The 20,781-nt window shown below is 33.8% G+C and carries 18 protein-coding genes; 13 read left to right on the top strand and 5 right to left on the bottom strand.

Going from position 1 to position 20,781, the window contains the following annotated elements; all coding sequences use genetic code 11:
- Positions 1-356: 356 nt before the first annotated feature.
- Positions 357-1,481 carry a glycosyltransferase gene (locus BLR42_RS18865; RefSeq protein WP_091872498.1) on the bottom strand — a complete coding sequence of 375 codons (1,125 nt, stop codon included), beginning with the start codon at positions 1,479-1,481 and terminating at the stop codon, positions 357-359.
- Between the two features lie 275 nt (positions 1,482-1,756).
- Between BLR42_RS18865 and BLR42_RS18860 the strand changes: the two genes are divergently transcribed.
- The 8 genes from BLR42_RS18860 (at position 1,757) to BLR42_RS18825 (ending at position 10,970) form a co-directional block, all read left to right on the top strand.
- A complete protein-coding gene (locus BLR42_RS18860; RefSeq protein ID WP_170832877.1) occupies positions 1,757-2,782 on the top strand; it encodes a glycosyltransferase in 1,026 nt (341 codons plus the stop codon).
- A gap of 179 nt (positions 2,783-2,961) precedes the next feature.
- Entirely contained in the window at positions 2,962-3,993 is a 1,032-nt protein-coding gene (locus BLR42_RS18855) for an O-antigen ligase family protein (RefSeq protein WP_139165212.1), read from the top strand.
- Entirely contained in the window at positions 3,990-5,084 is a 1,095-nt protein-coding gene (locus tag BLR42_RS18850; protein ID WP_091872490.1) for a polysaccharide pyruvyl transferase family protein, read from the top strand. The genes BLR42_RS18855 and BLR42_RS18850 overlap by 4 nt, the downstream gene beginning before the upstream one ends.
- Positions 5,085-5,098: 14 nt before the next feature.
- The gene (locus tag BLR42_RS18845) at positions 5,099-6,289 is read left to right on the top strand and encodes a Coenzyme F420 hydrogenase/dehydrogenase, beta subunit C-terminal domain (protein WP_091872488.1); all 1,191 of its coding nucleotides are present in this window, start codon (positions 5,099-5,101) and stop codon (positions 6,287-6,289) included.
- 5 nt (positions 6,290-6,294) lie between these two features.
- Positions 6,295-7,824, top strand: coding sequence for a lipopolysaccharide biosynthesis protein (locus BLR42_RS18840; protein WP_091872485.1), 1,530 nt, complete (start codon positions 6,295-6,297; stop codon positions 7,822-7,824).
- 6 nt (positions 7,825-7,830) lie between these two features.
- A complete protein-coding gene (locus BLR42_RS18835) occupies positions 7,831-8,526 on the top strand; it encodes an acyltransferase (protein ID WP_207648577.1) in 696 nt (231 codons plus the stop codon).
- A gap of 22 nt (positions 8,527-8,548) precedes the next feature.
- Positions 8,549-9,775: a Coenzyme F420 hydrogenase/dehydrogenase, beta subunit C-terminal domain gene (locus BLR42_RS18830; protein WP_091872481.1), complete on the top strand. Its 1,227-nt coding sequence runs from the start codon at positions 8,549-8,551 to the stop codon at positions 9,773-9,775.
- A gap of 31 nt (positions 9,776-9,806) precedes the next feature.
- The gene (locus BLR42_RS18825; protein WP_091872478.1) at positions 9,807-10,970 is read left to right on the top strand and encodes a glycosyltransferase; all 1,164 of its coding nucleotides are present in this window, start codon (positions 9,807-9,809) and stop codon (positions 10,968-10,970) included.
- Positions 10,971-11,010: 40 nt separating this feature from the next.
- Here the strand turns inward: BLR42_RS18825 and BLR42_RS18820 are convergent, their stop codons facing one another.
- Together BLR42_RS18820 and BLR42_RS18815 are read right to left on the bottom strand one after the other, a co-directional pair.
- Positions 11,011-11,889, bottom strand: coding sequence for a hypothetical protein (locus BLR42_RS18820; RefSeq protein ID WP_139165211.1), 879 nt, complete (start codon positions 11,887-11,889; stop codon positions 11,011-11,013).
- A gap of 4 nt (positions 11,890-11,893) precedes the next feature.
- Complete coding sequence (locus tag BLR42_RS18815) at positions 11,894-13,294, bottom strand: O-antigen ligase family protein (protein ID WP_091872475.1); 1,401 nt, start codon at positions 13,292-13,294, stop codon at positions 11,894-11,896.
- Between the two features lie 281 nt (positions 13,295-13,575).
- On the opposite strand from BLR42_RS18815, the gene BLR42_RS18810 reads away from it, so the two are divergent.
- Genes BLR42_RS18810 through BLR42_RS18800 form a run of 4 tightly spaced genes read left to right on the top strand, consistent with a single transcriptional unit; the run spans position 13,576 to position 16,829 of the window.
- On the top strand, positions 13,576-14,610 hold the full coding sequence (locus BLR42_RS18810; RefSeq protein WP_091872472.1) for an acyltransferase family protein: 1,035 nt from the start codon (positions 13,576-13,578) through the stop codon (positions 14,608-14,610).
- A 56-nt stretch (positions 14,611-14,666) separates the two neighbouring features.
- Positions 14,667-14,858, top strand: coding sequence for a hypothetical protein (locus BLR42_RS23655; RefSeq protein WP_242879430.1), 192 nt, complete (start codon positions 14,667-14,669; stop codon positions 14,856-14,858).
- Positions 14,842-15,711: a glycosyltransferase gene (locus BLR42_RS18805; protein WP_242879429.1), complete on the top strand. Its 870-nt coding sequence runs from the start codon at positions 14,842-14,844 to the stop codon at positions 15,709-15,711. Before BLR42_RS23655 ends, BLR42_RS18805 begins: the two co-directional genes overlap by 17 nt.
- A gap of 14 nt (positions 15,712-15,725) precedes the next feature.
- Positions 15,726-16,829, top strand: coding sequence for a polysaccharide pyruvyl transferase family protein (locus tag BLR42_RS18800; protein WP_091872469.1), 1,104 nt, complete (start codon positions 15,726-15,728; stop codon positions 16,827-16,829).
- A gap of 53 nt (positions 16,830-16,882) precedes the next feature.
- Here BLR42_RS18800 and BLR42_RS18795 read toward each other — a convergent pair whose 3' ends face one another.
- Both BLR42_RS18795 and BLR42_RS18790 read right to left on the bottom strand, forming a co-directional pair.
- Positions 16,883-18,409: a fibronectin type III domain-containing protein gene (locus BLR42_RS18795; RefSeq protein WP_091872467.1), complete on the bottom strand. Its 1,527-nt coding sequence runs from the start codon at positions 18,407-18,409 to the stop codon at positions 16,883-16,885.
- A gap of 294 nt (positions 18,410-18,703) precedes the next feature.
- A complete protein-coding gene (locus BLR42_RS18790) occupies positions 18,704-20,194 on the bottom strand; it encodes a fibronectin type III domain-containing protein (protein WP_170832875.1) in 1,491 nt (496 codons plus the stop codon).
- 277 nt (positions 20,195-20,471) lie between these two features.
- On the opposite strand from BLR42_RS18790, the gene BLR42_RS18785 reads away from it, so the two are divergent.
- Positions 20,472-20,781: Wzz/FepE/Etk N-terminal domain-containing protein (locus BLR42_RS18785; protein WP_139165210.1), on the top strand; the 310-nt coding region annotated here is incomplete at its 3' end.

Raw genomic sequence — 20,781 nt, 5'->3', positions numbered from 1 at the left:
ACCGTTACCAAATCGCAACCGTGTAAAGTACGCTTAAGCCGCATGGCATGAGGACTTCAGCGTATTTAACTAACCACACTCATGCCAGAAGAGCCAAATTGTATTGGTAAGCTCCTTAGAATCGTTTCTCTGTGATATAATGGACATGGCATAGACCTCCCTTGGGATATAGGTTTCTCGACAATTCCATTATACCAAAGGACAAATGGTTTATGCCTTTTTAATTAGCTGAAGTATTGATTTTTCAAGGTTCTGCACACCTTTTTGGTGTGGGAAGTTTTAGTTATATAAAATTAAACACTTCCGTAATCAATGAATCATCGATTACGGAAGCAATAATAAACCTATAAATGAACCTAGTGAGTTCGACAATAAAGTTTATAATGACCGAAGTCTCTTTCAAGTAGAAATTTGTTCAAGTCATGATACCGTTTATCACTTGCATAAGCAGAACAATATTTTTCAAATAGATCAGCTATTATGATAAAGGCTGATTCCTGAACATCAATCGGAAGTTTACAAAGCCTCTTTTCATTAAGAATAATCTGCTTCATGACAGTATTATGATAAGAGCGATCCTTTGGCAAGTTAAGCTTTGAATACTCTTTAAGTACTAAATCCGTTACCCAAATGGTATCAATTGATTTCATTTTTTTCGAAGAAGAGTGGCTGATACTACTGGTTACTATTCTGTACGAGTACACATAATCGGAAATAGTAAAAATGCGTTTTGCTGAGTGATAAAGGAAAAACGCACATATGGTATCTTCAAACCACATATTCTTAGGGAAAATAATGTTTTTAAATAGAGAGCTTTTATAAACTTTTCCCCAGGCCATACCTATCAATTTGGATGAGGAATTGAGCTGCTCATTTTTTAAGTGGTTGAATTTTACTTGCCTGTCATCATATAAACGGTAGTAAGATCCTTCTACTATATCGGCATCGTTTTTTATTGCACAATCCAGAAGGTGCTGAATTGTGTTTGGCGGCATGGTATCATCTGAATCTACAAAAGTGATATAGGCGGCTTCAATATTACTAAGACCAATATTTCGAGCGGATGATAATCCACCATTTTCAGAATGAATTATTTCGATGTTTGGAATATCAGTATATTTATTTAAAATCTGTTTTGAATTATCTGTAGAACCATCATTTATAATTATTAGTTTCCATTTATAAGTTGTTTTCTGTGAGATTATTGAGTTAATACATTCTTCTAAATACTTTTCATTATTGTATGTTGGGACAATGATTTGCAGGTCATATTTTGGCTCGTTTATGACGTTATTTCCTAAACAAGTACTATCAGGCTTTGGATAGTATGAGTTTAATAGCGAATATGCATCTTCTACGTTGTTTTGCAAGACTTTTTTTGAAAACAAATAGCAAAGAAGATAGCGAGCTGTTTTATATATATTATAACAACGGGTTTTATGAAGTTTATTAGCCCAACTAATTAGCGTAACAGTGTTCATTAGTTCCTCCAACAAAAAAATGTAACTTATTTATATTATCATAATTATGAAGGCATTGCTACTGTTCATAAGAGGTTCATAAGAGTTCAAATATAGAAAATGAATGGAAATATGTGTAATATTACCAAAAAACATAATGCCTGTGAAAAAAATATGAGTAGTTTTTTCTTTAAATACTCTGATATAATACAAAAATTGGGATTGGAATTATGATTGTAATCTTCCTATGATGCTTGATAATTAGTATTTCATTTATTTGTAAGGAGAAGAGTATTTTGAATAAACCTTTTTTTAGTTTAATTCTTCCTATATATAATGTAGAAGCTTATTTACAAAGATGTGTGGATTCAATTATCAGCCAGAATTTTGATGATTATGAAATCATTTTGGTTGATGATGGATCAACAGATAGCTGTCCGGCATTATGTGATGAAATCTGCACTACAGATGAAAGGATAAGAGTTATTCACAAAAAAAACGGAGGATTGTCCAGTGCCAGAAATGCGGGAATTGAAGTCGCAAATGGGGAGTATGTATTTTATATTGATTCTGATGACTGGATTGAACCTAATGCATTATTGACTCTGCATAATACATTGGAGAATGGTTCATGTGACATACTGAAGTTTAATTTTAAATATATGCCTTCTGGAAAAGAAGAAAAGTCTTCAATTATGCCCGGAAAATATGATGCGAATGATATTCATAAATGGATAGTTAAGGAGTCACTGGTAAATACAGGCGAAGTTATTTGTTCTGCGTGGTCCCACGTATACAGATTGGAGTTTCTTAAAACGGAGGATATTGTATTTGTTTCAGAGCGAGAAATTGGTAGCGAAGATTATTTATATAATTTGGAAACATATCTAAAAGCCAAAAGTATGGTTGTGATTCCTGACATTATATATAATTATGATTTTCGTGAGGGTAGTCTGACACAGAAATATCGTGACAAATTATACGAGCAATACAAAAATCTCAATTCCGGGATGCATAATGTTGCCAAGAAATGTGGGGATTATGAAAATTTAAAGAATGCATTATATAGCTCATATATCGGAAAATGCTTTTATGTTGTTCTACGAAATGAGTGCAAAATTACTTCTACGCATACCAGAAATGATTCATTTCGAAAAATAAAAGAAATATTAAATCATAACGAGTTGAGAGAAGCACTGAAAGATTATAAAAGTTCCGACTTAAGCAGAAAAGAAAAAATAATGCTTTTTGTTTTGAAATACAAGATGAGATTGATTATATATTTGTGGATGTCACATAGCTTAAACAAGAAGAGTAGGTAAAAAATATGTTCCTTAAGATAAATAGTCGTACAGTTACAATACTAATTTCCGTACTGTTATTTCACCTATCTTATATTAAAGTTGAATTCACCAATAAGACCATCATACAAGTCCTGATTATTTTATGTTTACTCCTGTATTTGTTGTTTAATATCAGTACTTTGCTGGATAGGGAGTATTTGGGGATTAATTTTTTTATTGTATTATTTGGACTGTCGATGACATATTCAATGTTTGGCAATGAAGACATGATCTACAATATAGGTTCGGTTTGGAAAATAATATCTGTATTTCAGTTTGTTTTACCATTTTTGGTTATGGAGTGCATACAGAGAGCAGGCGAAGTGGTTCCTGTTATGAAGACGTTTTATATATGCGGTGTATCATATTGCGGATTGTCTATTGTTCATGCTTTTTTAACGGGAGCAAAACATATAGGTTTGATTGGAACATATTTGGTTGGAAATAAGTTCAATATTTCTTATTTGTTTATATTTGTGTTGATCTTATATATATACTTATGCACTATTAAAGAATTCCCTTCTATCGGAGCGATAGTTCATTTTGTCATTGCAGCTGCAGTGGCAGCATATACAGAATGTTCTACCGCATTGGTCGGATTAGCAATCATTGCGGCATTGTTCCTGTTTAGAGAAAAGACAGCATCTATACTTAAAAAATTCAGAGTTATGATGCTGGTCCTGGTTATTTCCGCATCGATATTGCTGATTTTTTCAAACGTTATTTATTGGGCTCCAATAAGATATATCATTGAAGAAGTCCTGCATGAGGATATGACACTTTCCGGAAGAATGACAGGATTTGAAGGAGTGTTCCCTGCTATTTTGTACAGGCCGATATGGGGCTCGGGATTTCAGAATAATTATGTTATGTCTATGATTTTTACCGGTGGAATGGCTGACTTGCAAAATGGACTGGCAGATATCCTGCTCTCATTTGGCATTGTGGGCGTTTTGATATTGCTGGGAATCTTGTATATGTCTTTGAAAAAGGCAGATAAAGTTCAGAGTAATGCGTTCATAATGATGGCCTATATGTATATAGTTCTGTCTGCTGCCGAAATTACACTTAATCTTAAATTTTTTGTAGTGGTGGCATTAATTGCATTTGCATGGGATAAGAATCTGAATATAGACAATTTTGAAATTATTGATACAGATAAACAGTGTACAGAGGATGACAATTTATGAAAATAGGAATTTTATCTATGCAAAAGGTAGTCAATTATGGTTCTGTTTTACAGGCATACTCTTTGCGTGAAATGATAAAAAATGTTTGTGGTGAAAAAGCAGAATTTCTTGATATAGAGGAAGAACCATCACTTGAGGCAATAATGCCTGTTCAGGATATGGATGATTATGATGATGAGTACTTCTGCGAAAATAAAATTATAGAGAAGATTAGAAAAATTATTATGTACAGGCTTCAGAAGTTGGTCTTTTTCAAAAAAATCCATAAGTTTTGGAAAGAGGATTTGGAAATAGCTGATAATGATAAATCTGATGGGCAATATGATTTAGTTTTTGTTGGTAGTGATGAAGTCTTTAAATGTACTACAAAAATAAGGAAACAGCTATACGGTGAAGTTAATAATGCTAAGTCCGTAGTTACATATGCTGCGTCATGTGGAAGTGCGGTTTTTAATGGTATACCAAGCAAAATTGTGCCTGATGTCAGAAAGTGCATGAGCAATTTCAAAAGAATGTCTGTACGTGATAAAGGAACAGAAGAGTATGTCTCCAGTCTGTATGACGGAGAGATAGTGCATAATCTGGATCCTGTTTTGGTCGGACCACTCTCTAAGCGCAAAAGGAATACGGTTTCATTAAAGAATTATATGATAGTTTATGCATATAACGATCGTATTCGTTCAAAAGAAGAGATTCTTGCAATAAAGAACTTTGCCCACGAGCATAAATTAAAAACGGTATGCTTTGGTGGGGTATTACAGTGGTGCGATTTATATATTCCCGCAGATCCTTTTACATTATTGGACTATTTTTATAATGCAGAATATATTGTTACGGATACTTTCCACGGAACGATTTTTTCGATTATTAATCACAAGAAGTTTGTATCTATTATCAGAAAGACTAATAAGAACAAAATGTCAAATCTACTGAGCGATTTAGGACTGGAAGAGAGAATGCTTTTTGATATAAATCAGCTGGAAGGTCAGTTAATAAAAGATATTGATTACACTAAGGTAGATTCCATTATTGATAAAGAGAGAGAAAAAAGCGAACTTTACATAAAAGAATGTATTGGACTGATTAGCTAAAGCGGAGCATTTTGATGAGTGAAATAATATTGGTTAACAATGAAAAAGATTGTTGTGGATGCGGTGCTTGCGCCAATGAATGTCCAAAACAAGCTATTTCCATGAAAGAAGATGACTGTGGCTTTCTGTTTCCGGAAATTGATCATGACAAATGCGTAGAGTGCGGAAAGTGCTTGCGTATTTGTGCCTATAAAAAAGATAAAATAGAAAAGCATGAACCATTAGAAGGATATGCAGCAATAAATAATGATACTGATATGGAAAGAAAAAGTGCATCTGGTGGAGTTTTTTCTGCACTTGCGCATGCTTTTATTAAAAGTGGTGGCTTTATTTCAGGTGCTATTGCCAAACAGGAAAATGGTTCATTTGTAATTGAACATATTGTTGGAAATGATAATGATTCATTGGAGAAAATGCAGGGGTCCAAATATGTTCAGTCAAATAGTTTTGTTGCCTTCCCGCGAATAAAGGAATTACTTAATAGTGGAGAACGGGTTCTATTTTGTGGAACACCATGTCAGGTTGATGCTGTAAAAACAATTACCGGAAATCCAAATAATCTCATTACAATTGACTTGATATGTCATGGAGTTTCCTCTCAAAAATTATTCAGAGATTTCATTTCCAGATTAGAAAGAGATTTGAAGTGCAGGCTGTTACATTTTTCATTTAGAGATAAAGCCGGCAAAGAGAAAGGGTTTAATGCAGCTGCATATTCTGAAAATACTAAATATGAAATACCGCATGCGCTGCTTTCATATTACAAATTGTTTTTGAACGGAATTATATATAGGGAAAATTGTTATTCTTGTCCATATGCATGTAAGGAGAGAGTATCGGATATTACAATAGGTGATTTCTGGGGAATAGAAGAGCAGCACAAAGAGGAAATTGATGCCGGAGAAATAGATTTAGGAAAATATTGGTCTTGCATATTAGAAAATACTGATAAAGGAAAAGAATTCTTAAAAGAATACAATGGATTATTACAACTGATTCCTTCAGATTATAAGAAAATTGCATTCAAAAACAAGCAACTCAGGGAACCAAGTATAATGCCGCAGAAAAGAAAGAAATACTTAGGATTATATTTAAAAGAAGGCTACAAAGCTGTTGAATCCGAGTTCCGCAAAAATATGGGTGGACCAATTAAGTTTTGGATAAAACGGAAAATATATATAAAAAGACATAATTTGGGAGAATAGAGATAATGAACGGAAATCGAACAAAGAATGCTTCCAGGAATATTCTGGTTGGATTGGTGATGAAAATCACTCAAATAATTTTGCCATTCATTACCAGAACGGCCATAATTTATATTTTAGGAATGAAATATCTGGGACTTTCAAGTCTGTTTACATCAATTTTGTCAGTTCTAAATATGGCAGAGTTAGGTGTTGGTAGTGCGATGGTCTTTAGTATGTATAAACCTATCGCCGAAGATGATCACTCTAAAGTATGCGCTTTAATGGCATTATATCGTCTATACTACCGAATAATCGGACTTGTAATAGCCGGTATAGGAATTGCCTTAATTCCCTTTATTCCGGCTCTTATAAAAGGAGATGTACCTCCGGATATCAATATATATGTATTATACCTGCTTAACTTAGGTGCTACAGTCCTTTCGTACTGGTTATTTGCATATAAGAACAGTATCCTTTCCGCACATCAAAGGGAGGATGTTGTAAGTAAAGTAAAGTTATATATGGCGTTGCTGCAAAATGTTATTCAGATATTACTGCTGCTTTTAACGCATAATTATTATACGTTCGTCATGACAATGTTAGGTATTCAGATACTTACAAATATTGTTACGGCTTATTATGCAAATAAACTGTTCCCGAACTACAAACCTATCGGAACAATGCCCAAAGATGAAATAAAAGAGATCAATGGACAGATTAGAGACTTATTTACATCAAAGTTTGGTAGTGTGGTTTTTTCTTCTGCAGACTCAATGGTCATATCCGCTTTTTTGGGATTAGAAATGGTTGGTATCTATCAGAATTACTATTATGTAGTTAATTCTCTTATAGGTATTATTCAGATTATTTTTACAGCTTGTATGGCAGGTATAGGTAATAGCATTATTACTGAAACACCTGAGAAAAACTTTAGAGACTTTAATAAATTTACTTTCATCATTGCGTGGATTTCCGGCTTTTGTACATGCTGTCTGGTGAGCATGTACCAACCCTTCATGGAATTATGGGCTAAAAAAGAAAATATGTTGTCATTTCTTTTTGTTATATATATAAGTGCGTTTTTCTTTATTTGGGAAGTCTATAGAGCGATTAATGTTTATAAGGATGCTGCAGGTCTGTGGCATACTGATAGATTTAGACCATTAACTACTGCATTGGCTAATTTATCATTGAACTTATTAATGGTGAATTTTTTCGGGATTTATGGTGTTATTCTATCGACTGTGCTTTCAGTACTTTTTGTAGGAGCACCTTGGCTGTTAAAAAATATTTTCTCAACACTATTTCCACATGACTATATGAGAAAATACATAATAAAAATATCAACGTATGCTGTTGTGACTGCAATATGCTCTTGCGTTGCTTATGTCATTTGTATAATGATTCCTATAAAAACAGGTTTGTTTATGACATTGGTAATCAGAGCGATAATCTGCACTATTATTTGTAACTTGCTGTTCTTCTTGGCTTATTTTAGAACAAACGAGTATAAGGATGCGCTCGGGTTAGTGAAAAAAATCTGCAAGAGGTAAGAAAATATGAAAATAATAAATGCCTTAAAAAAGAAAATTAGTGGCAGAATGTCATCCGAAGAATATAGTGCCTATTTGAGAGGGAAAGGTGCAACAATTGGAAAGACAACAGTATTTATCGATCCTAAGCAAACCCATGTTGATGAACAGGCTGCATTTTTGATTTCTATTGGTGACTATTGCACGATTACAGCAGGAGTAACGATTTTAGCGCATGATTACAGTTTTAGTGTATTGAACAACACCTATGGAATAATGCCACAAAATCACCGTCAGACAAAAATTGGTAATAATGTATTTGTTGGACGCGGAGCTACAATACTTATGGGGGCAGAAATAGGCGATAATTGTATCATTGGAGCAGGGGCTGTTGTAAGCGGCAAGGTTCCGGATAATACAGTATGGGCAGGGAACCCCGCTAAACAAATATCTACTCTTGATGCGTTTAAGGAAAAAAGAGCGAAATATTATGAAGATGGAGCAATAACCCTGGCTAAAGGCATAATTACCAGATTGGGTAGAAAACCCACATATGAAGAAATGGGTGCATATATTGGATTATTTGCTCCCAGGACTGAAGAATTTAGAAAATATTTTGAGGCTCTTTCAAAAAGATATGAGACTGTAGCTGATAACGTATGGAACATGGAAAAAAAGTACATTGATCTCGATGATTTTTTAGAGAAAAATCATTTGGTTTAGATTAAAGTAATCAGGAAAAACAATGATTGAAAAAATAGAACTATTTAAAGACAAAACTGAATGCTGTGCATGTGGAGCTTGCGAAAATATATGCTCTCAAAATGCTATAGAAATGAGAGAGGATGAAGTTGGCTTTTTGTATCCTTACATAAATAAAGATAAGTGTATTTCTTGTGGTGCTTGCATGAGGGTTTGCGGATATAAAAAAGCAAATGAAGATAATGATAAGAGTGATAAATATGTAATTGCATTTTCGTCTAAAGATGACATCGTTATTTCCAGATCTGCTTCGGGGGGAGCATTTGCAGAAATTGCAAAGGAAGTATTAAATGAAAGCGGTGTTGTTTACGGTGCTGTTTCTGATGATCGTAGTAATGGTTGGACAGTACATCATTCCAGAATTGATAAAGTGGATGATCTAAAGATGATGCAGGGCTCTAAATATGTTCAAAGTGACATGGGAAACATATACAAACAAGTCAGGAAAGATCTAGATGATGGACAGAAGGTTTTGTTTTCCGGGACACCATGTCAAGTAGACGGGTTGAATAACTACTTAATGAAAAAATACGATAACCTATTAACTGTTGATATTATATGCCATGGCGTACCTAATCAAAGAATGTACAAAGATTTTTTGAGTTATCGTGAAAATCATATTGATGGCACTATTGAGAGATTTGTTTTCAGGGATAAAAGCAAGGGGCAGGGTATGATATCCAGGATGGATATTAAGACCAATAATTCAAAAAGTAGGTCCATAATTAAAAAAGGAGAATTATATAGCTATTTCTATTTATTTCTCAAGCAGCATATATATAGAATCAATTGCTATTCATGTCCATATGCTAAACAGACAAGATATTCAGACATCACAATAGGTGACTTTTGGGGATTTAGTTCCTTATATCCCAACATGGCTGCTTCTGTAGAGCTTACTGATTCAAAAGGCGTTTCTTGCGTTATAGTTAACTCTGAGAAAGGTATGAGGGCTGTTGATAACATAAAGCAGCACTGCAATTGTATGGAGTCGACTTTTGAAATGGCATCAAAATATAATGGACAACTAAAGTATCCAAGTAGATTAACCGGAGTTCGCCAAAACATCATAGATGTTTACGCAGATAAGGGATATGCGGGGATAGAACATTTTTATCATACTCATTTTTGGAAAGATAGAATAAAGTACTTTATTTCTTCGCTGATTCCAATGAAAGTAAAGAAGAAGGCAAAAAGTCTTTTGGGATGATAATTCATAAAAAGATTGAAGGGAATAATCAATGAAAAAAGTTTTGATTGTGATGGCATCACTTTATAACGGTGGGGCAGAAAGAAGCTTAGTTAATTTACTTAATGAACTTCCTGAAGATAAATATGAAATAGATATTCTTCTTTTTAAGCGTGCCGGTTTATTTTTGAATCAGGTGCCGGAAGCTTATCAGGTTATAGATACACCTGGTGTAATAAGAAGATTATATGGTTCGCTAGATGAGGCAGGTGCTTTGTTGCCGTTTAAACTTATTACAAATGGGATTTCAAAAGTGTTTACGAGTAATGACCGTGAAAAACGAGCTTTCAGATGGAAGTATTTTTACGGCCCATGCATAAAAAAACTTGATAAAGAATATGATGTTGCGCTTGCATATATTTCAGGCGAGATACTTTATTTCCTTGATGAAAAAGTCAATGCACGCAAAAAAATAGTTTGGATTCATAACGACTATAGAGCGGCTAATCATCCAAGAAAATATGACTATGATCATTTAAAGAATATGGATGCAATTGTTACTATATCTGACTCTTGCGCTGATATTTTGCTGGATGAATTCCCGGAATTTAAAGACAAGATACATATGATTGAGAACATAACTTCTTCAGCTGTGATAAAGAATAGAGCGAACGAGTTTATTCCGGAAGAATTTGATAAGAATACAAATGTAGTATTATCTATTGGCCGATTAAGTGAACAAAAGGGATTTGATATGGCTATAGAAGCATCGGCCATTATGAAGAAGAACAATATTGATTTTAAGTGGTATGTTATTGGAACAGGCGAACTGGAAGAGAGCCTTAAGCAGCAAATTAAGAGAATGGATGTAGAAGATAGATTTATCCTATTAGGTGCCAGAGAGAACCCATATCCATATATTCATAATGCAAGTGTCTTTGTACAACCTTCCCGATATGAAGGAAAGTCAGTTGTCTTGGATGAAGCTAAAATACTTGGAGCAGCGATTGTTGCTACTAATTATCCGACGGTTTCTGATCAGATGGTTGATGGACAAGAGGGTATTGTAGTACCAATGAGTGCTGAAGGAATAGCAGAAGGTATTACAAGATTGATCAAAGAAGATAAATTAAGAGATTCACTCAAAGACTTTTTATCCAAACAAGAGTATGGAAATCAAGATGAAATAGAAAAATACATGAATCTGATGGATTAAATTTATTAAGGGCACATAACTAAAATATGTGCCCTCTTTCTTAATATATTTGATTCAATTCAGATGTGTTACAAAGATCATATTCAGAATTGGGTACAGTAGTTCCCCAGATTGATTTGAGATAGGTTTGACAACTAAATCCTCTTGAAGAATAGAGCTGAGAAATAGTATTTTGACCTTGAGCATCTTTTGTATCAATTCCGCCTGAAGCAGTTAACAAATCTACAGAATTTTCACTTACCCAAATATCATATGAAGCAGCATAGTATAAATAATCCGCTTTATCAAGATCTACTGGAGACCCCCAAAAATGCAGGCAGTTTCCTTCTAATTCATCTTTAGTAAGATCAACCCTTGCATAATCATCATAATACGTTACGTTCTTACATTTTTCAGATACAGTAGTTGTCCATGGAAGGGTATAGATATAAATTCCTCTTGGATAAGGTTGTGAATCCAATAATATCCATCTTTTTCTGGATTTTGAATATGCATACATTTTCATTTTTCCGATGTAAACAGAAAAATTATCCGGTAAAACAGCGCCGGTTGTCTCTTCAACGGCACCGAAATTAAGAATTTTCTTGGCGTCCGGTGAAGAAGTATCTCCGACTATATGACCATTATCTCTCCAAGCTTCAATCATTACATCCGAAAGAGATTCAGAGGGTAAATTCATTGAACAGTATATGGGATCATCTAGTTTTGACACGGGAATTGAACCATCATTTTGGTCTAATTTCCCTACTCGAAAATCATTCCATACTAAAATGGAATTGGAAGAATAGTCATTAGTATCTGCAGATAAAATTTGTTCGCGAGAAAGTGTTTGAGTAATGGGCTTTGTTTTATAATTGTGATAAGCAATAAAAATAATAGGTATAATTAGAATTGGCAGTACATATTTTAAATGTTTCATAATTTTATTCCATGTTAATTGTTTCTGTGCTATTATCCGCTGTTAATCTTAAACAGAGGATTATATCAAAAAACAAGAATGCATACATATTTGCGGTTGATAAAGTTGATAAAAGGTAAGACAAAGGCAACAGCGCTAATAATATAAAATTATTTTTGCTTAAGACTTTTCTGCGCTTGAAATAAATATAAATTATCGACATGAATAAAAACATGTGTGCAATGAAACCTAATATTCCCTCGGAAATCAGAACTTCTACTATTCCCATGTCGTAAGTATGATACGGAACCCATGTCCCCCAGCCATTATAGTACACATCTCCATTTTGAAGAGCGCCACTTCCTAAACCGAATACAGGATTTTTGCCAAAAGCATATTCTATACCGGTAAATTGGAAGGTTCTGGATGTAACCCCATGCTTATTATCGCCGTAACCGGAAACTCCTTCCGGAGCATTTTCATTTATCTGAAAATCAAATCCAAACTCATTAAGGACTGCTTTAGCACTTCCTGAATAAAAGTAATAAGTGTACTTATTACCGATTGAAACGATGAAAATGATTGATGCTAATGAAAAGGCAACAATGAACGTATTTTTTAGGGATGTTAAAAAACCATCCTTTGTAATTAGTTTTAAGAATAAATATATAATTGTTATAAAAACAAAGAAGATAGCATCAGCTCTTGATCCGGAATGAACTGTTGCTAAGGCATCCAACACAATTATTGCAAGATATCTTCTTTTCTTTTCGGTATTGTACAAATAGAGAATTAGCGGAAGAATAAGAATACACATATTACCATATAGTACAGGGAGGCCCAGAGTAGTTGTTGCTCTCAGTAGACCTAATCGTACATAATAGTCATTATGCATTTCCCTACTAATGGTATATAAAGAATCAAAAGGCCTGAAAAAAGAAAAACTTTCAAAAATGCCCACAACAAAAAGAACAGATGCTGAAAGCACTACGGATTTAATGACAGAATGCATTTCTTTCTGCGACGGGTTTAGCAAATAGATTGCAAATAGTAACAATAACTGTTCAAATAAAAGGCTAAAAATAGTCTTTATAGCTTCAGAATATGTTCCAATATAATACATGTTTGCAATTACTCTAGAAATAAAATACCCACTCAGCAGTATAATTGCACGATTTGAAAAGAATTTAGATATAGAGTGTTTCTGTAAAGAAATGCCATTGCGTTTATTTACCAGGGTGTAGATATAAAAAACTATAAACATTAACCTCGTTGCTGAAATGACAGGAAAAGCGTTTGATATATCAAAACCATAATATTTTGGCAAAAATAAAAGGCAGGGAAAAAAAAGGTTCATATATTTTTTCTTATAAAAAAAATATATGTTAGCAAGAAATAATAATGTTGAAAATATAAATAAAAACATGATAATACTCCATGAAAAACTCTAACTTTATAATACATACAATGCACTAGACTAATAATAGCAATAAAAGAGAGAATAGACAATTATAGAGAATAGAGAGCAATAATTGTAATAACTTTTATTGCATATGGGATTTGTACTATCTGTATGAATAGTATTCAATTTTCTTAATAAATTTTACAGATTGAATATTTAATATTTATTGCATAATTAGTATAATTGTGACAATGTGCTGATATAAAAATGTAAAAATACATGGAATTGAGAGGCTTTGACAAAACATGCAGTACTTAGTTTTATATTTGATCTTATTTATTCTTTGTCTTGTGGGGATGAAATTTGAAAAGGTAAAGGATGAGAATATCATAGATATTCAGAGACGTGTAAATGTTCTTAGAGGGGTGTTTGCGATATTCATAATATATACACATTGCACCTTGGCATATGACAATCTTCCTGCAATTCTGGTCCCATTAAGAAAAGTGAGCACTTTTGGAGTGGGATTCTTTTTCGCTCTTTCAGGATATGGCTTAGCATATTCATGTGGAACTAAAATAAATTATATTTCGGGTTTTCTGCAGAGAAAAATGCCTAAAATAATAATAACTGCTGTTATTTCCCGAGTAGTTACCGAGTTAGTATTATGGGCGATAAATGGAGAAAAGCTTTCATTAGTTGATTTGTTCAGATATATGAACTGGTATGTATACGCAATGATAATCCTTTATATATTGTTTTTTGTTGTATACAGATTTATTGAAAAGAAAACTGCTCGAATAATTGGTATTTGGACTTTGGTTATAATTTTCACTTCTTTGGCGTTGGTACTGACGTATATGAAAACTCCGGGTATTGGGAGAAGCTATTTTATCAGTGAGTGGGCGTTTCCTTTTGGTGTCACACTTTATGAGTGTAAAGATGAAATAGAACAAGTTTTAAAAAAGTACAAGATGCTGATTTTTGCAGTAATGTTTATTTTGCTTGGGGTGACTTTTGTTGTGTCATTGAAAGCAAAAGATGTAAGTGTAATGGATATGGTTTCTCATAACTGTATGCTAATACCATTCTATTACTTTGTTATGGTTATATGTAAATACTTTAACTTTAATAATGCTGCATTGAGATTTTTGAATAAAATATCATTTGAAATATATTTATATCAGTTTATGATGTTTGATATTCTGAAAAAGTATCTTAAAACTATTGATGTCAGATACTTTATTCTTTCTGTTATATTTACAGTAATAGTAGCGTGGATTATTAATTCTATACAAACTGCTATTACAAAAACGATGCTTAAGCGAGGAGAGAAATGATAAGAGTTTTGCAAGTGGTAAATAATATGCATAGAGCCGGGTTGGAGACTATGCTGATGAATTATTACCGACATATTGACAGATCAGAAATACAATTTGACTTTTTGACACACCGTCCGGAGAAGGATGATTATGATGATGAGATTCTAATTATTACGCTTAAGCCGCATGGCATGAGGACTTCAGCGTATTTAACTAACCACACTCATGCCAGAAGAGCCTTTTTTATTTATGAAAAAATTCTTTAAGGAACATCCTGAATATAAGATTATGCATTCCCATATAGATCCGATGAGTTACTTGCCATTAAAGGCCGGTATGAAGAATGGAGTTCCTATAAGAATAGCACATAGCCATAATACATCTATAGATAAGGATATGAAATATTGGTTAAAGATGTATTATCGAGAGAGAATAACAGGTGTTGCTACCGATTTTTTGGCTTGTGGGGATGAAGCCGGGAAGTTTTTGTTTAAGGGAAAAGATTTTAAAGTTATTCCCAATGCAATAGATAAGTCGGCATTTATTTTTGATAACGAAGTAAGAAAAGAAAAAAGAAAAATGTTGGGAATTACCGACGAAGTTGTTTTTGGCCATATTGGACGATTGTCATATCAGAAAAATCATAGATTTTTGATAGAGATTTTCTCCGAAATCACAAAGCTGATGAATAATGTAATCCTTCTTGTGATTGGGGTTGGAGAAAAAGAGCAGGAAATAAAACAGCTGGTTCATGAAAAAGGACTTGATGCAAGAGTTAAGTTTTTGGGCAAAAGAACAGATGTAAATGAATTATATCAAGCGATGGATGCCTTTGTTATGCCGTCTTTTTTCGAGGGGGTTCCTGTTGTTGGGGTAGAGGCGCAGTTTTCTAAATTGCCATGTTTCTTTTCTGACAGAGTACCCAAGGAAGTAGCATTTTGTGAAAACACATATTTTATTCCGCTGGATGCAGCTGCTGATGAATGGGCAAAAATCATTACCGAAAAAATGAATTTGACGTCGAGAGAGAATAACGTGATTCAGGATAATAAATATGATATAGAGGAGTCATATATTACTCTTCAGAATTATTATCTTGACTTGGCGCAAAGATTATAATGAGGTTTTAGTTAATGAAAAAAGTTTTAGTTATTACAAGGCATGCTATTGCTAACTATGGGTCAATTCTGCAAGCTATAGCCACGCAAAGGGCTGTTGAAGGCTTGGGATTTGAATGCAAAATTATAGATTATATACGAAATGATGAATTCAAAAGTAATGGACTTATTACTGCAGGCAAACAAAAAACATATGTAAAAAAGTTTCCTCCTATGCTGGCGGCATATTACCTTGCCAGGTTAAGCGAGGATAAATCTGCATGCAATAAATTCGAAAGGATGAGACAAAAATGGTTACCCATGACAGAGCTTTATCATGATTTGAGTAATCCTCCCGAAGCTGATATTTATATGACAGGTAGTGATCAGGTATGGGGACCATTGATGAATTTCCAGTATGACTGGAATTACTTTTTGGATTTTGTAAAAGGTTCTAAGAAGAAAGTCGCGTATGCTGCTTCTTTTGGAAAAATGAAAATAGAGGAAAGAGATCTTGCAAAAATGCTTCAATGTTTTAAGGAATATGACAGCATCACGGTAAGAGAGAATCAGGCAGTAAGCTTTTTGAATGATAATAATATTCCTTCTACACAGGTATTGGATCCTACACTTTTATTCACCGGTGATGAATGGAGAACAATGCTTTCTGCTAAAGAAAGAGAAGATAAAGGAAAATATGTTCTTGTTTATCAAATTCATAAGAATGAAAGGCTGAGTTCATATGCTGCAAAATTCGCTCAAAGAGTGGGATTGCCACTTAAAAGATTGGCGGTTATGAGACACCAAAAATCATGGGGCGGAGACTTCATTGAAACGCCGGATATACAGGAATTTTTGGAGTATTTTGATAATGCAGCTTATGTGGTAACAGATTCATTTCATGGAACTGCATTTTCAATCAATTTAAATACGCCATTTGTCACACTAATGCCTGAGACAGGTACAAGTGCCAGAAATATAAGTTTGCTTGAATTAACAAAATTGACAAGCTTGATTGCCAGAGATGAAAATGACTTTAGTGTATTGGAATCAGATATCGATTTCACAGAAGCTAATCATACTTTGGAAAAAGAAAGAATAAAATCTAAAGAAGAATTGCTTAGGATTTTAAGCAACTAAAAAACGACTACAGAGATGCCGCGGTTGCAGTCTCTGTAGTCGTTTTTTTTCTTTTACCAAGTCTTTACTTTTACTTTTTTGCTCCAGTTAGAGTTAGCTGTTTTATTATCTTTTTTGTTGATTGTTCTAATTCTGACATAATATGTTTTGCCTGATTTGAGCTTACTGATAACCTTATTTGTTTTTGTATATTTGTTAATACTTACAGAATCCACATTTTTTTTGAAAGACTTGTCAGTGCTATACTGGATTTCATATCCACTTACATTTGATGACTGTTTTTTCCATCTAAGGATAATTGATTTGTATCCACCGATAGCGAGTGTGATATTTGTTGTAGGTGGTGTGGGTATTGCGGCTTCTTTTACTTCTTCTGCTCCATTACTTGCAGGAGACTGATTTTCTGTTACCGGATCTACATTATTGTTTTCAGGTGTGTTTTCTTTTTCTTCTGTCAAGCCGGGATTACTATTATCGGGGGTAGTATCCTCATTATTATTTATTTGAGTTTCGGTGTTTTCGGTTTCGTTAGTGTTTGTATTCGAAACTTCCGAAGTCTGACTGGGAGCTACTGCCTCTTCATTGTTATTTGAATCTGTAACTTCGGGTACAGATACTTCAGGTGTAGATACTTCAGGTGTAGATGCTTCAGGGGTTGTTACTTCAGGTGAACTGGTCATGTTTCCTGAATACATCTGATTGAGTACTGAACTGTTACATTTTGTATATTCGCTATTGGGTATAGTATTGCCCCAAATTGATTTGGAAGTTGTAGTACAACTATATCCTCTTGTGGAATATAACTGGGTTAATGTGTTTTTGCCGGCTGCATCTTTTGTATCTATTCCGCCGGTAGCTGTTAATGTACCTACAGCATTACTACTTACCCAAACGTCATAGCAGGCAGCGTAATAAAGATAATCATCTTTTTCAATTGGAACAGATTTGCCCCAAAAATGGAGGCAGTTACCTTGAAGCTGTTCTCTGGTCAGGTTAACTTTTGCATAACTTCCGTGATATGATACATCTGTACATTTTGTTGCTACGGTTGTTGTCCAGGGTAAAGTATAAATATAAATACCGCAGGGGTATGGCTGTGAATCAATTAAAAGCCACTTGTTTTGAGAGGACGAAAATGCAAACATCTTCATTTTTCCAATATATACTGAAAAGTTTTCAGGAAGAGTTGTATTAGTGGTGTCTTCAATTGCTCCAAAATTAAGAAGCTTTGATGCTGAGTCGGGAATAGTACCTACGATGTGTCCATTATCTCTCCATGCTGCAATCATCATATCTGAAACAGATTCAGAAGGAAGATTCATGGAACAGTAAACTGGATCATTTAGCATGGATACCGGAATGTTGCCATCGTGAACACCTAGTTTTGATTTTCTATAAGAATCCCATCGAATAGTTGTATCAGATGAATATGACTCAGAAGTTGTACTCAGCATACCGTTTCTATCAAGAGTTATTGAGGAATTATCGGAATTTGTTGCATATGCTGTTGCAGGAAATGCGGAGAAAAGAATAAATGCTGCAATAATAGTTGAAAATGTTCTGAAGATGATTTTGTTCATAAGACCCTCACTTTTCTTTTGAGCAATAATAAAATTAACCTACGAAAACAATGATAAAAGAAAATATGATTATTATCAAAGCATATTTGATAAAACATTTCCAAAAAAAAAATTATTCTATTTAAATAAATGATAAAGATAATAAAAAAACCAAAATGTATGTTATACATTTTGGCCCATAGGGTAGAGTATTATTTGGTGATTATTGCTGAAAAAAATGCTGATATAAAACTATAGCAAGTTTTAATAAAAGATAAACCCAGAAAGATATGAGGTCTTTCTGGGTTTTGACATTTATTTTTTGGTTTTAATATATTGTTGCTTACTCCACTTTGAGTATACAGTCTTACTACCAATCTTTTTATAGGAACGGACACGTATAAAATAAAAAGTATTTGGTATTAACGTTGAAATGACTGTTGAACTACGTTTTTTCCCTTTTATACGTACTTTTTTTGCTTTTTTGCTTATCTTTTGTTTTGTACTGTATTGGACTTCGTAACCGGAAATGGACTGTGAGCTCTTTTGCCATTTGACGTCTATTGATTTATTTTTTGCTGATAAAAGTTTTATTTTAGGTGCACGAAGCTTGTAATAGGTCTTATTATTTTCGTCTGTACTTGCATCCCGGTTATTTGATTCTACCGAAGGCGTTGTCACTACATCTGTGGAAGATTCTGCGGACGATTCTGTGGCAGCTGATTGTTCAGTAAATGATTCGCCTGGAATCTCTATTTCAGATGATGTTTTTTTATCAGTTGTTTTCTCATCATTTGATTTGTCAGCAGCTTTGTCGGGAGTTTTACTGGTGCCTTCTTTGTTTGAAGGTGTTGTTTCAGTGTCTGTTTTCTGAGAACTTTTCTTATCATTCTCACTTTTTTGAGAATTGCTCTTCTTTCCGTTTGACTTATTGGCATTAGATGACTTGTTTGTGCTTTCGGATTTGGAAGAAGTATTTGAATCTGAATAAGCAGAGTCGGATGAATACAATAAGTTTAGCATTTGTGAATTACACTTTTGATATTCATCGTTCGGAATATTTGTTCCCCAAACGGTTTTTTTGTATGTTGCGCCACTATACCCACGTGAAGAATAAAGTTGGGTCAAGGTGTTTCTGCCGGTAGAATCTTTAGTGTCAATACCCCCAGATGCGGTTAAAGTTCCTACAGCATTTCCACTTATCCATACATCGTAACATGCAGCATAGTATAGATAATCGTCTTTGAGCAGAGGAACAGATCTGCCCCAAAAGTGTAGACAATTTCCCTGGAGATCCTTTTTAGTCAGTTCAACCTTTGCATAGTTGTCGTAATAGGTTACATCCTTGCATTTTGTTGCTGTAGTAGTTGTCCACGGAAGAGTATAGATGTATATACCTGTTGGATAAGGCTGAGAGTCTATGGTGATCCACCTTTTTTGGGAGATTGAGTAAGCGAACATTTTCATTTTTCCGAGGTAGACAGTAAATTGATCGGGGAGAGTGGTTTTAGTGGTTTCTTCTATAGCACCGAAGTTGAGTAAGTATTCAGCTGATGATGGAATATCATCATGGATGATGTGTCCGTAATCACGCCAGGCGCGAATCATTTCGTCGGAAACAGATTCTGAAGGAGTATTCATTGAACAATAGACAGGATCATTGGCTAATTCCTCCGGTATTTCGACATCTTTGCTGCTGTTTAGGGTATTACTGGCGTAAGAGTGTAGGGGGTGCCACATTAAAGAAACCAGAATGATAGGCGTAATAAAAATAGATAGTGACCTTAAATATAATCTCTTAACCATTAGTAGGTAGTCCTCCATGTAAGTAAAAATAGATTACGAAAAAATATTGACACTGCATTTATATTACCTAGTGTATAAAAACAACTATGTAACAATATTGTAACATTTTTAACATGGAATTGTAAAATAATCAAATTATACAAAAAACCTATCTGAAAAAGAAGATTCTCTATGAAAATATCAGTATACAATCCTTTTTTTTGATGATATAATTTCATAGATTTTGTGTGAATTTGTGTTTTTTATTCAATTTAGTCACAGTTGGGAAGGAATAATAATGTATAAAAATGAAATAGAGATTGATATTTTTAGATGTATAAATGCGCTTAAAAAAAATATTAAGTTCATAGCAATAATAACAGTGTTGTTTTTCTTAGTAGGATTAGGTGTTACCTTGGATAAGGGAAATGATACCTTTGGAGCTAAAGCTACAGTATATGCATCAGCGGTGAATTCTTATTCAGATGCGGCAAATGCTGTAACTGCCATGAATGCATATATGGATGTGGCAAAGTCCTATAAGGTATGTCAAAGAGCAGCACTTATTCTTGGAAGAAGTGATGTGGAGACATCCGATATACAGAACA

Source organism: Butyrivibrio sp. INlla16 (assembly GCF_900104155.1).
In the GTDB taxonomy this organism is placed as follows: Bacteria; Bacillota; Clostridia; order Lachnospirales; family Lachnospiraceae; genus Butyrivibrio.
This window is presented reverse-complemented; position numbering and strand designations above follow the sequence as displayed.